At 62.6% G+C, this 13,146-nt stretch carries 9 protein-coding genes; 3 read left to right on the top strand and 6 right to left on the bottom strand.

The window, feature by feature from the left end; genetic code table 11:
* Positions 1-43 precede the first annotated feature (43 nt).
* Positions 44-1,036 (top strand): transglutaminase-like cysteine peptidase, encoded by a 993-nt coding sequence (locus HQR01_RS13140; protein ID WP_173215302.1) that lies wholly within the window; start codon positions 44-46, stop codon positions 1,034-1,036.
* A gap of 12 nt (positions 1,037-1,048) precedes the next feature.
* Here HQR01_RS13140 and HQR01_RS13135 read toward each other — a convergent pair whose 3' ends face one another.
* The 6 genes from HQR01_RS13135 to HQR01_RS13110 are packed head-to-tail and all read right to left on the bottom strand — an operon-like array spanning position 1,049 to position 9,936.
* A complete protein-coding gene (locus tag HQR01_RS13135; RefSeq protein ID WP_173215300.1) occupies positions 1,049-2,317 on the bottom strand; it encodes an HlyD family type I secretion periplasmic adaptor subunit in 1,269 nt (422 codons plus the stop codon).
* Complete coding sequence (locus HQR01_RS13130) at positions 2,314-3,327, bottom strand: cell wall hydrolase (RefSeq protein WP_173215298.1); 1,014 nt, start codon at positions 3,325-3,327, stop codon at positions 2,314-2,316. Before HQR01_RS13130 ends, HQR01_RS13135 begins: the two co-directional genes overlap by 4 nt.
* Positions 3,324-5,474, bottom strand: coding sequence for an ATP-binding cassette domain-containing protein (locus HQR01_RS13125; protein WP_173215296.1), 2,151 nt, complete (start codon positions 5,472-5,474; stop codon positions 3,324-3,326). Before HQR01_RS13125 ends, HQR01_RS13130 begins: the two co-directional genes overlap by 4 nt.
* A gap of 14 nt (positions 5,475-5,488) precedes the next feature.
* Complete coding sequence (locus HQR01_RS13120; protein WP_234030170.1) at positions 5,489-6,892, bottom strand: TolC family protein; 1,404 nt, start codon at positions 6,890-6,892, stop codon at positions 5,489-5,491.
* Between the two features lie 11 nt (positions 6,893-6,903).
* Positions 6,904-7,605 carry an OmpA family protein gene (locus HQR01_RS13115; RefSeq protein ID WP_173215294.1) on the bottom strand — a complete coding sequence of 234 codons (702 nt, stop codon included), beginning with the start codon at positions 7,603-7,605 and terminating at the stop codon, positions 6,904-6,906.
* Between the two features lie 30 nt (positions 7,606-7,635).
* Positions 7,636-9,936: a T1SS-143 repeat domain-containing protein gene (locus tag HQR01_RS13110; protein ID WP_173215292.1), complete on the bottom strand. Its 2,301-nt coding sequence runs from the start codon at positions 9,934-9,936 to the stop codon at positions 7,636-7,638.
* Positions 9,937-9,949: 13 nt separating this feature from the next.
* Between HQR01_RS13110 and HQR01_RS13105 the strand changes: the two genes are divergently transcribed.
* Positions 9,950-11,395, top strand: coding sequence for a hypothetical protein (locus HQR01_RS13105; RefSeq protein WP_173215290.1), 1,446 nt, complete (start codon positions 9,950-9,952; stop codon positions 11,393-11,395).
* Positions 11,396-11,422: 27 nt separating this feature from the next.
* Positions 11,423-13,144, top strand: a complete 1,722-nt coding sequence (locus HQR01_RS13100; protein WP_173215289.1) for a type I secretion system permease/ATPase — start codon at positions 11,423-11,425, stop codon at positions 13,142-13,144.
* Positions 13,145-13,146 lie beyond the last annotated feature (2 nt).

The following is a 13,146-nucleotide window of genomic DNA, read 5'->3' as shown; positions in this document are numbered from 1 at the left end:
AGCAGAAACCGTGCCTTGAGGTTGCTTGCGTATCCAGGGCCTCATGAAGCGTGCGATACTCAACCACAAGGGATTGCGGCGGGTCGTTGCCAGTTCGGCCCTTCCGCTGGCATGCTTCGCGATGCCCGCGTCAGCGGGCAGCATTGCCCCTCCGGTGGTTCCGGCGCAGTCCGCCGGCCTCATCACGCTGCTCCTGCCGAGCTTCGCCTCGACACTAGTCACCGAATCCTGCCCCGCGCGTCCGTTCGATCCCAATGCTGGCCTGGCTTCGCAAGCCACGGGTGCAACCAAGGCGTCCGCCGTCCTGGGCGGCGCAGCTAGCGCGCTCGAGACGATGCGCGCGCAGCAGGCCGGTGCGGACACCTTTGGGCCATTAATTCCCAATTCCGCACCTCCGGCGCTGGCAGTGACCGATGTCAGGCCGCTAGCCCCAGCCCTGGCCGCCGTCGCACCATCGATCGGTTGCGCGCCGACTGCGGGCATTGGCCCCTCGGCGGCGCTTGTCGCCACACGGGTCTCTGCGCCCGGCGAGTTTCTGGCGAGCCGAAAGGTCGCCATCGGCAAGACCAATTTCGACGCATCGTGGGATCGCGTCAGCCAGGAGAAACCGCGTTTCGGTGGTGAGGCCAGGGCGATCTTGGCTGGCAATGACGCGCTGGAAAGCCGGCTCGAAGCCGTCAATCGCTGGGTCAATCACACCATCGCCTATGCCGATGACCTGGCCCTATTCAAGAAGGCAGACTATTGGGCCGGTCCGCGGCGCACGCTCAAGCTGGGCAAGGGCGATTGCGAGGATATCGCACTGCTCAAGATGCACATGCTGCTTGCAGCCGGGGTTGACCCCGAGGACATGTATCTCACGATCACCCGCGATCTCGTGCGGCGGGCCGATCACGCTGTCCTGATTGTTCGCACCGCTGACGGTTTTCGCATGCTCGACAATGCGACCGATACCGTGCTCGATGCCACGCAGGCCTATGATTACCAGCCGGTACTGAGCTTCAATGGCCGGCGGAGCTTCCTCCACGGCTATTGAGGCCTGATCCGGTCAGCGTTCGGTGAGGGCGCGGTCGAAGGCCTTGTTGATCGGCTTGAAGAGGTAGGCCAGGATGCTGTGCCGACCCGTGATGATCTCCACATCGCAGATCATGCCCGGAACGATCGGCAGGCGCTGCCCGTTCTTGGTGATGTAGGACCGATCGGTTTCCACGACGACGGTGTAGAAGGCCTTGCGCTCGGCTTCGTCATAGATGCTGTCGGCCGAAACCTGCTGCACCCGCCCGCGCAAACCACCGTAGATCGAGAAGTCGTAGGCCGTGACTTTCACGTTGGCGAGATCGCCGATCTTGATGAAGGCCCGATCGCTGGGTTCGATGCGGGCTTCCACCAGCAGCTTGTCGCCCACCGGAACGACCTGCATGATCTTCTCACCGGCGTTCACGAACCCACCCACCGTCGTAATCTGGACGTCGTTGACGACCCCGTCGGCCGGCGCGCGCAGTTCATTGCGCTGTTGCCGGGCGGCTGCGCCGCGAATGCTCTCTTCGTTCACCGCCAGCTTTGTCGTGACCTCGCTGCGTTCGGCCAGGGCCTGCTGGCGGAAATCGAGGCGGGCCTGGCTCAGATCCGCCTGCGCCTCGCGAATGGCTGCCGCAGAGCGGCCGACGGCCTGGCGCGCTGCCGCCAGCCTGCCCTGGGTATCGACCAGGTCGCGCTGCGCCTGGAGCAATTCGGTTTGCGGGACGATGTTCTGGCGAGCCAACGGCTCGAGCATCTGCACCTGCTGGTTTGCCAGCCGGGCGCTGTTCTCGAGTGCGCTCACGGTAGCCTGCGCTTCCTGCAGGTCACGCTGCCGCTGCTCGATGGCGGAGCTCAGCGCGTTCTCGCGCGCCCGGGCGGTTGCAGTCCGTACCTGCTGCAGGCGCTGTTCCTCTTCGCACAGCGCGCCCTCTTCACACCCAAGCTCGGCACCCGAGGCTTCGTTCTCGAGGCGCTCTGCCCGCACGGCGAGGCGGCGATTCTCTTCTTCCAGCTGGCCGAGCGCGGAAGCAGACTGCGCATCATCGAGGCGAACCAGCAAATCGCCCTTCTTCACGCTCTGGCCCCCACGAACGAGGATTTCCGCGATGATCGAGGGTTCGGACGGTTGGACCAGCTGGGCCTTGCTCGACGGGATGACCTTGCCCGTCCCGCGGGCGATCTGTTCGACCTGAGCGAAGCCCGCCCAGATGAACAGCAGCGCCAGGCCTATGGCCGAAATCACGATTACCTTGCGCGGTCCGTCGAGGGTTTCGAACCGCTCTTTTAGCGATGTCATTGGGTGGTCCCGGGATCGTTTTGACTGTCCGAAATCGCTGCGGCAGAGACCGTCTGGCCGGCAAGCGTCGCCCGATAACCGGCGCTCAGCTGGACCGGATCGGGAATTTCGAGGCGCCACTGCGTGGTGGTATTCAGGCGGCCGCCGACATCGCTTTCAGCGTGGCGATCCTTCACGTCCGCCACAACGGTTGTTCCGGGGACGAAGTCGCCCGCCTGACCTTCCATGAGATCCTGATGCGCGGCCAGCTTCAACCGGAGGTTGGCGAAATCGAGCGTCGGGATGAACTCCCGACCGGACCAGCGCTGATTGAACGTCCCGGCGGATCCATATGCGCCGGGGAAGCGATAGAAGATATGGCGACCGATCTGGGTGATCTTGCCCAAGGTATAGGCCCAGCGCGGCACGACGTAGTCGGCGTGGTAATGCGTCGCCGTTCCAACCTCAGGAACGGAATCCCCATCGAGCATTTCCCGGGCAATACGTTGGGACCGATCCCAATACGATTTGACCGGGCTGCGCAGCAGCGACCCGTCGCAGGTAAAGCTGAACTGGCATACGGGCCTGTTGGCGCCTTCATAGACGACGCCGCAGACGCTGTTGGGATAGGCCGGGTGACGCACGCGATTCAGGACTACCTGGGCCACGGCACGCTGGCCCGAGAGCGGCTCGAGCGCAGCTTCGTAATAGATTGCCTGCGCCAGGCAGCGTTCGGCCGTGGATTCGCTGGTGGCCGACATCTCTACCCGCCGCAGGTAACCGGGGCTCTCAAGCCTCACCTTGCTCAGGGGGATCAGCGCATTGCGCGCTTCCGCCGCATCGCCCGAAACCGCCAGGGGCTGGTCGATCCCGGTCGACATGCTCGCCATCTGCTCCGAAAGCTCGGGTTCGAGCACCGACATGGCACGGGCGGAATCGGAAGACGGCAGAACGACCGCGCTGCCTACCAGCAGCGTGGAGACCAGAACGCCGGCACAGGCCAGGCCGCGTCTGACAGGCGCCGCGATCATGGCTTTTGCCCCTGCGCCAGGGTCGAACCGGCTTCCGCCAGGATCTTGTTCACCGGACCGTCGGCGACCACACGGCCGCGATCGAGCACGATCAGGCGATTGCAGATGGCGAACAGGGCCGGTCGATGCGTGGCGATGATCAATGATTGCTCGGGGCCGATGGACGCACCCAGGCGCTCGACGAAGAGCTTCTCGGTCTCGCTGTCCATGGCGCCGGTTGGTTCATCGAGGAACAACAGCTCTGCGGGATCGACCAGCGCGCGGCTCAAGGAAAGGAACGCCCTCTGCCCGCCCGAGAGATGACGTCCATCCTCGCCGACCAGGCGATCAAACCCTCCGGAATCCCGCGACAGGAATTGGTCGGCCCCGGTCATCCGCAGCGCCGAAACCAGCTTGGCATCGTCCACCAAAGGGTCCGACAGGGACAGATTGTCCTTGATCGATCCAGTGAACAACACGGCATCCTGGCCGACAAAACGCAGGGCCCGACGCAGCTGTTCCGGTCGGAACTGCTGGCTGTCCACCCCATTGATGACCAGCGCCCCCGAACTGGGCGGATAGAGCCCGCACAGCACGCGCCCCAGCGTCGACTTGCCCGATGCGACACGCCCGACAATGGCGATCCGCTCGCCCGGCGTTATGGTCAGGTTGATGTCCGCCAGCGCTTCCTGCGAGCCCTCCCCATAGGAAAAGGACAGGCCGGCCAGCCTGATCGTCGGCCGTTCCAGCGTCGAAGTGGAGAGGCTGCTACCGCTGCGCCGCTCATCCCCACCCTCGAACATGCGTTCGATACTGTCCAAGGTGTCTTGCGCCTGGCGTCCGCGGGTCAGCAGGAAGGCAATCTGCCCGGCCGGCGCGAGCGAACGCGACGACAGCATGACGATGGCAATGATCGCGCCCATGCTGATATCGCCCGCCGCAAACAGGTAGTAGCCGCCAATCACCAGCGACACGGTGGAAACCTGCTGGAAGGTCTGCGCCAGACCCACGGCGTAGGAGCTCACATCGCGCAGACGCTGCTGCGAATGGGTCCCGATTTCGGCCAGACGATGCCAGCGCGACAGCATCGCGCCTTCGCCGGCAAGGCTCTTGAGGGTTTCCATCCCGCCGAGCGATTCGACGAGCAAGGTCTGCTGCAGGCCATGATCGGCCTGCGCATCGCGCGACGCCGCTACCACGCGGCGTTGCAGGACATAACCCGCCGCGAGCATGGCGATGACGATGACGAGCGGGACCAGCGCCAGCCACCCGGCGATGATGGCGATCACGAACACGAACACGAACAGGAACAGCACGTCGATTGCCATCACGACCGTGGTCGAGGCAAAGAAGTCGCGCACGGTAGTAAATTCGGCGACGCGCGCGGCAAGCGAGCCGGTATGGCCGCGACGCTCGGCCAGAGGGGCCGCCAGCAGGCGCCCGAAGATCTTCTGTGACAGGCGCAGATCAAGCCGCCGGGTAATCTCGTCGATCACCGCGGTGCGCGCCCGGCGCAAGGCAAATTCAAGGGCAAAGGCGATCACTACGCCGACGCCCAGGATCCACAGCGTTTCAGCCGCCTTGTTCGGGATCACCCGATCATAGACGTTCATGGTGAAGATCGGCAGCGCGATCGCCAGCATGTTGATCAAGAAGGACGCAAGGAAGACGGGTGCAAAGGCCCGCCTTTCCTTGCGCAGTTCGCTCCAGAACCAATGTGATCGAGTCTTCTCGTGCCACGGCGCTTCGTTGGCGCGCAGCTCGTCGGGGTTGCCGAAGATCCGCATCAACGATCCCGCATACTGCTGCTGCAGTTCGTTGAAGGCTACCCACTGCTCGGTCCGCGTCGTCGGCCGCCAAACCAGGAGATCCTGCCCATTGGTCTCGAGGACGATCGCGGCGTCGCCCCCTTCCAGATGGACCAGCGCGGGGTAGTTGGCAGCTGCGCGGGGCAGCTTGCGTGGCTGCAACGGATCGTAGTTTAGCCGCGACAGCTCAAGGGCTGCCCCGGCCTGGTGCCAGGGCAGCTTGCCTTCCGCATTGCGCGGCAGGTGATTCAGTAGCGAAGGGTCGAACGAAGGGCCGAAGCGCGTTGCCAGTTCGGCAACGCACTCACTCAACGGATCGAGTGCCGCACCATGGGTGATGCCCTCAATCTTCGACACCATACACCACCAGCCCCCTATTGGGGGTAAACGCGACGCTGAAGTTCCGCAGGCACGGGCGGACCATAATCGAACCTTTCCCTCTCGGCAGACCCGGCACCGGCACCCGGTGCCAGCTTCAGGGCCTCTAGGAACGTGTTCGTAGCAGCAAGCGTCTGATACTGAGCAAACAATTGTGAGAAGCGTGCCGTTTCGAGACGGACCTGCGTATTGAAGCGCGTGTTCTGTGCATCGAGCACGTCGAGCAGCGAACGCCGTCCGACATTGAACTGGCTGCGATAGGACAGCAACAGGTCATCGCTGACCTGGCTCTGCCGATCGAGCGCCTGCACGACGCGACCCTGCGTTTCGAGCGCCTGCCAGGCGAGGCGGACATCCTCTTCCGCTTCGCGCTGCCGTTCGTGCAGGGCATAGCGCGAGAGGCTGGCCTGCCGGACCGTTTCCTGGACCCGGGCGTGCTTGATCCCACCATCGAACATGTTCCAGCGCAGCACCACGCGGCCCTGCACATCGTTGGTTTCACCCCGGAATCCGTCGATATCCTCGCCGATCCGGCCCCTCACTTCGAGTCCGATCGTCGGATAGAGATCGCCCTTTGCGGACGTCACCAGCGCATTGGCGGCGTCGACATCGGCCTGGGCCTCACGGACCAGCGGATTGCGCAGGCGAGCCATTCCAACCGCCGAAGCCACATCAGGCGGCATGGCTGCCACGAGATTGGGCGGAAGCGTCACGCCCGACACGTCGAGACCGGTGAGCCGACGCAGCGTGATATTGGCGTTCTGCAGTGCCTGCAGCGCCTCTTCCTGCTGTACCCGTGCCGCCTCGAGCCGTTCTTCCGCCTGTTGGCGATCGGCAATGCTGATCGACCCTTGGTCGACACCGCGACCGAGATCGGCGACCAGCGATTCGTGGAAGGTAGCGTTATCCTGCGCAGCGGCGACAACGCGCTGCTGCAACAGGAGGTCGAGATACTGCCGGGCGACCTGAAGGGCAATGAACTCCGATCGTTCGACCACGCGGAGCGAAGCTCCGTCGACCCGCGCCGCTTGGCGGAGCAATTCTCCGCGGCGCCGGCCGAAGTCGATGGCCGTCCATTCGCCGGTTATTCCGGCCTCCAATGGATAGAGTTCCTGGTTTGCGATGTTGAGGGCTCGTCTTGTATTGTTTTCGAGCCGGCGAACGCCGGCGGAAGCCTCTATATTGACTCGCGGCGCGTACAGGCCCTCGGCCTGCTTGCGCTCGAATTCAATCGCTTCCTTGTTGAATTGTGCCTGGATGATTTCAGGATTCGATTGCATCGCGACTTCGATCGCTTCCTGCATCGAGACCGTTTCACCTTCGGTGGCCTGGGCAATCGCCGACGGGGCGGCGCTGGCCAACATGATTGCCGCAATCGCGGCCAGGGTGTGCTTGGGCATAGTCCCCTCTCCTATTCGCTGACCTGGATTTCGACGCGGCGGTTTTGCAGTTCCCGCACTCCATCGGCTGTCGGAACGCGGGGATTTTCCTCGCCCTCCGCCGATGTCGCGATGGCCCCTTGCGGGATACCCCGTGCCGTCATGAGCGAGGCGACCGCATCTGCGCGCCGCTGCGACAAGCCGAGGTTATAGGCGTTGGACCCCGAACGGTCGGTGTGGCCGACCACGGTGAACGAGCGCCAATTGCAGGGTCCGGCGTTCTCGGTCACATATTCGATGATCTGCGTCGCATCCTGTCCCGGCGTTGCCGAATCGAATTCGAAGAAGATCAGGCCGGGCAACTCCCTGTTGCACACCCTCGCAGGTGGCGGAGGCGGCGGAGCCACGACCGGCGGTCGCGGAACCTTCTTCATGCGCTCATAGGCCGTGGCGCACTTTGATAGCGACACTGGGTCCCGAGTGCTCGATTTGAGATAGCCAAGCGCTATCCCGCATTGCACCTTGGCTTCGGACGCCCAGATGTAGCGGGGATCGTTGGCATTGATCGTCGCCCCATCGAGGGTCAGCGCCAGAGCTTCGTCATAGCGCTGCTGCACTTGCCCCTTCAGGGTGGATAGATCCATTCCCGACCAGTCGTCCTGAGCCAGGGCCGGCGTTGCTGCCAGGCCGACAGCGATTGTCGTCAGCCCCGCCAAAACTCTTTGGTGTACCATTATCGTCCCCTCGTTGCTCTACTTCGCCTCTCAGGCATGACTTACCGCGTCCGCCATTGCCGCCGCGTCGTGAAGGATATCGACCGCAAGCCCGCCCGCGTGCTGGGGGCCAACCTGCAGGTCCAGGAATGCCGAAAGCTGCTCCACCCCGGCCGAGTGCATCGCACCCAGAGCCGGCGCCTCGCCAGCAGCCGAGGCAAAGTGATCGATCAGGTTGTCTATCCCGACATCCTGAGCGAGCTGCGCCAGGGCCTCTGCGGCAACCTCTTGATTGACCTGGCCATTGCCGACCCCGCCGTTGGCGAGAAGCAGCAGTTGCTCCATGCCGGCCATCGCATCGGCCATCGGCAAAGCCTGGGCGAGGCCGAGATCCGACAGCGCTTCAAATCCATGCGCCTGTTCCATGCCGGCGAAGCCACGGTCGACATCCTCGATCTGGGCCAGCCCTTGTTGGAGCGGTGAGTCGAAGTTCATGGCCATTCGCGGACCAGCTTCGATCCCACCAAAGGATCCCAGGGTATCCGACCCGTCAATCTGGGCGAAGTTCACGTGATTGGCACCTTGGACCACTCCCGAGAACGCCCCGGAATTCGCCCAGGAATGGAATTGCGTACCTGCCGCATCCGTATTGGCGAACTGCCAGGTCTGATCCGGCGCGGGCATGCTCTGGTAGCTCAGCCCCGAAGCAGCTGCCGTCATCGACATCAGGCCCATGGAACGCACATCGGTTTGACGCGAAGGGCTGGTGTTGAACAGCTCCGTTCCCTGCAACGTGCTCGAGTCGAAGGTCGCGGAGAAGCTCGCAAGCGACAGGTCCTCGCTGGCGGCGGTTGCCATCATCTCGCTCGGGGTCACCGCAGTGATGGTGATGTTCCCGGTATCGGAGATGTCGCCATCGCCATCGACCACCTGGACAGGGAGACTGAACTCCACTGGATCGGTGGTCAACGTCGTCGCGCCGAAACCGCCAATCTGGAAGGTGTCCTGATTGAGGTTGTCGCCCGGTCGCGGATCGACCCAGGTATACTCGATGCTGTTGAAGCCATCCGCGGTGAAGATCGCGACCTGAGTGCCGACGAGGCTCGAGCCGGGATCGCCTTCGAGACCTTCGATCAGGACAGAACCCGACGGTTCAAGCGTGACCCAGAAGGAATGACCATTGATGGTGTACTCGGTCCGGGTCGAGGTCGGGATGATTAGCGTTTCGCCGCCGCCACCGACCCATTCGGTGCCGCGCCAAGTGATGGCCACGCCGGTGATCGTGTCGATCATACCATCACCTACGACAGTGTTCCCGTCGGGATCGTCGAAGGCGGTAAACCGCACCGTCGAGCCGGTCGTCGACTTGAACAGCGCCTGCGCGCCATTCACCGTATAGTGCCCGTCGAACATGTGGTCGCGATTGGCGAGAGCCGCATAGTCGTTCTGGGTCGAGTCGGCCGGATCGCCGCTAAGGTCGATCACGAAGTCGACCCGGAAGGTTTCACCGCTGCCGACCGACGCACCCTGGCTGACGCCACCGATATTGGCCGTAGAGTTGATCGTGCCGCCATTGGCCCCATTGATTTCAGGCGTTAACAGCAGGTCGAGGCTGTTATCGTCGATCGGTGAGGTCACGCTGTCGCCGATCGGCACGAAGCCGGTCCAGCTCCCGTTGCCGCCGACGAACTGCGACACCAGCGGATTGAACTCGATGTTCTGGGTCGAGTCGATCGACCCATCCATATCCACCACGTAGGTACCGGTCGCCGGATCCAGCGTTACCGTGAAGATCGTCTCGCCGCCGGCAACGCCGCGCAGCGTCTGATCGTCGTCAAGCACATAGGTGATCGCCTGGAAGCTGGAGAACAGACCGCTGTTCATCCCGTCGAGCGTCGGCAGGAAGCGAACCGTTCCCGCACCATCGCCGCCATAATTGTTGGCCAGCGTGCCGTCGATATCGAGCGCGATCGGCGAAGTGGGGTCGGAAGCGCCGTTGATCACCTCGACTGCCACCGGCGCCACGGCAACCGGTGAGTCGTCATCAACGGTAACGGCCAGCGAGCCAGTCGCAGTTACCGAGTCACCGTCAGCGTCTGTAGCGACCACGAGCGAGCCGAACTCGATCGTGATGTCATCTTCGGTCGCAGGATCGCTATGATCAAGCGGTCCGAGTAGCTGGAACTCCCAGTCACCATCGGACTCGAGGATGACAACGAACACCGGATCTCCGGTCGGCCCTGCCTTCGCAAGAATGCCGTCGCTGGTCACGAGGTAGAACAGGTCGACCCCGCCCGAGGTCAGCCCAAGGCCGGTCAGGTAGGTCTGGGTCGAGGCTGCCGTCTCGAACAATGCGGGCTATGCGTTGGCCGGGGTCAGCCAGGATCGCACCGGGCTCGACTTTGCCAACTTCCTGCCCGATCCGGACATCGCGATCGAGAAATACGTCAAGACGAACATCGTCACTACCTATGAGGATGCAGACGATCCCAATGGTTCAGTGGCGAGCACCAGCAGTCTGGTGGAATTCAAGATCACGTTGACCAACACTGGCAATGTGGCGCTCACCAGCATCGCAATGGCCGACAGCATTGTCCACAACCCGGGCGGGATCGAGATCCTCGACTACAACGACCCCGCGCTGAATGTCTGGGTCGATCTCAACCGCAACGGAGTACAGGATGCGGGTGAAGACTGGATCAGCCTCGACGGCGACGGCGACATGATCCTGGAGTCGGTGGTGCTTGCGGTAGATGACGATCCAGGCACGACTGAGATCGAGGACCAACTCGATATCTACTACTCGCTCGATTCCCTGTTAGGTCAGCATGAAAACACTGCATCGGTAACCGCGGTAGCGGCGCTGGGTGGGGCAACCACTGGACCGGTCAGCGACGATGCCAATTACTACGTTCTCGAAGAAGACTGCGTGGGCGTTGGCACCCCGGGCTTCTGGAGCAACAACGGTTTCGCGTTCTGGAATGGCCTGAGTGTCGAGGATGGAGACGCGGAACAGGGCAAGCACGCCGGACAACCGGGCTTCGCCGAGAATGATCTCCTCATCCAGGGCAATACGAATGGGACCGTCGATTCCAACGGTGACGGAGTGGTCGACGGCAACGACAAGGGCCTGCTGGTCGGCGACTACAACCAGAACGGCATCACTGATATTGGCGAAGACACGATCTTCATCAGCTACGACGACGCCGTGAGCCTGATCAATGCCTCCAACCGCCAGGTGAACGGCGGCCAGGCCGACGGGGTCTGGATGGTGGGACGCGACGTCGTGGCGACCTGGCTGAACTTCCTCGCCAACAATCCGAACGGCGGGGACCCGGGATGCATCGGCCAGGTGGACGACGATGGGACTATCGACCCGCGCGAAGCGATCGATGCAGCCATCGACTGGTTGCAGCAGTTCGCCAGCAACAAGAATGCTGACGACACCATGGTCCCCAATGACAGCAACACCAATACCAACTTCCATACCGCGACGAACCAGGCGATCTTCGAATTCGACAGCAAGATCGCAACCAAGTCGGCATCGTGGAAGTCGAGCGAGACGCCGGGTGACGACCTCGCGCTGTCGGGATCGCAGATCCACAGTGCGCTCGACGAATACAACAACACCGGGATCATAGACGGTGTCGAATACTGCTGCGATCGCGATAATCCGATCGCCATGGATGCGGTTGCGCAGGTTGACCAATATCAGTCGATGGAGAGCCTGCTGCTTAGCAGCGGGTGGGCACCATTGCCGCAGGATCAGACCCAAGACCTCATGTATTCCAACGCGGTCGTGGCAATCTAGCGTGCGTTTTCGGGGGGCAAGAACCGAATGATGGATGTGGAAGAGCCCAAGGGCCGGATCGCCGAGTGGCTATCCGGACCCTTGCTCCAGAACCGGTCGCTCTACATCAAGGTGGGCGTCGCGGCCGCGATGATCAATTTCTTCTCGCTGATCGTCGCACTGTTCACGATGACAGTTTACGATCGCGTCGTACCCAACAATGCGACGGATTCCCTGATTGGCCTTACCATCGGCCTGGCCTTCGTCCTCGCCTTCGATTTCGTTCTCAAATTGCTGCGATCCTATTTCGTCGACGTAGCCGGTGCACGGGTCGACCGGGACATTGGCCGCACGGTCTTTGCACGCATCCTTGCCATGCGCCTCGACCTGGGTCGACGGTCGACCGGCGGACTGGCCGGACTGGTCCGCGAGATCGAGACCCTGCGCGATTTCTTCGCCTCGGCGACGCTGACCACCTTGGTTGACCTCCCCTTTGTGGTCATCACGCTGTTTGCGATTGCGATGATCGGCGGAAACCTTGTCCTTGTTCCGCTGGTCCTTATCCCTCTCGTGGTAATTTCTGCCCTCGTTTCCCAGCCAATTATGAAACGGCTTGCTTCGCGGACCCTCGGTGAAGCCCTCGGCAAGCAGGCTGTGCTGGTAGAGACCATCGGCAGCCTGGAAACGGTCAAATCCTCGAACGCCGGTCGGATGCTAGAACGCCGGTGGGATGCGGCCATGAAAGGCCATTCGCAGGCAGCACTGCGGCAGAGGATCACCTCCAATGTCTCAATCAATATCGCGGGCAGCGCCCAGACGATGGCCTATACCGGTATCGTCGTTTTCGGGGTCTTCGCGATCGCCAATCAATCGCTCACGATGGGCGGACTGATCGCCTGTTCGATCCTGGCAGGTCGAGCGGTTGCGCCGCTTGGCGCCATTGCGGGCCTGCTGACGCGGATCAACGCGGCGCGCACCGCCTATCGGCAGATCGATGAACTGATGCAGCGCCCCTCGGAAGGGCCGCAGAGTGGGCGGGGCCTGGCCCCAAAGAGTGTCGAGGGCGGAATAGAGTTTCGTGAGGTCGATTTTCGCTATCCCGGTGCCGCCGAACTGGCCTTGCGCGGCATTTCGATGAGGATCGAACCCGGCGAGCATGTCGGGCTCGTGGGCCCCGTTGGCTCTGGCAAGTCGACGATCGCGAAGCTCCTGATCGGCCTCTATCCGCCAACCAGCGGCGTCCTCATGGTCGACGGCAACGATATCCGTCAATTGTCGCCGGACTCGCTGCGCGCAAAGGTCGGGGCCCTCTTGCAGGACAATGTCCTCCTGACTGGCTCGATAAGGGAAAACATCCTGCTTGGCAGGGACGACGTCGATGACGAGGAGATGATTCGCGCGTCCAAGGCAGCCTTGGCGCATGACTTCATTGCGAGCATGCCGAGCGGTTACGATGTGGAACTGGCTGATCGTGGCGAAGGTCTTTCAGGCGGTCAGCGTCAGGCCATCGCCATGGCACGGGCCCTGGTCGGGCGACCGCCGGTGCTCATCTTTGACGAACCCACGAGCGCGGTCGACACGGAAACCGAATCCCGCCTCATGACGAATTTGCGCGAAGAATTTGCTGGGCGAACCCTGATCTTGATCACGCATCGTCCATCGCTGCTTGGTTTGGTCGATCGCGTCGTCCTGATGTCGCGCGGTCGCATTGTCATGGATGGCACCCCTGACAACATAACGCGCAACGTCACGCGCATCGGGAAGAGGTAACG

Origin of the sequence: Erythrobacter mangrovi, from assembly GCF_013260645.1 — a bacterium.
GTDB classification, from domain to species: domain Bacteria; phylum Pseudomonadota; class Alphaproteobacteria; order Sphingomonadales; family Sphingomonadaceae; genus Qipengyuania; species Qipengyuania mangrovi.
The sequence above is the reverse complement of the archived record's forward strand: the minus strand, read 5'-3'. Positions and strand labels throughout refer to the sequence as shown.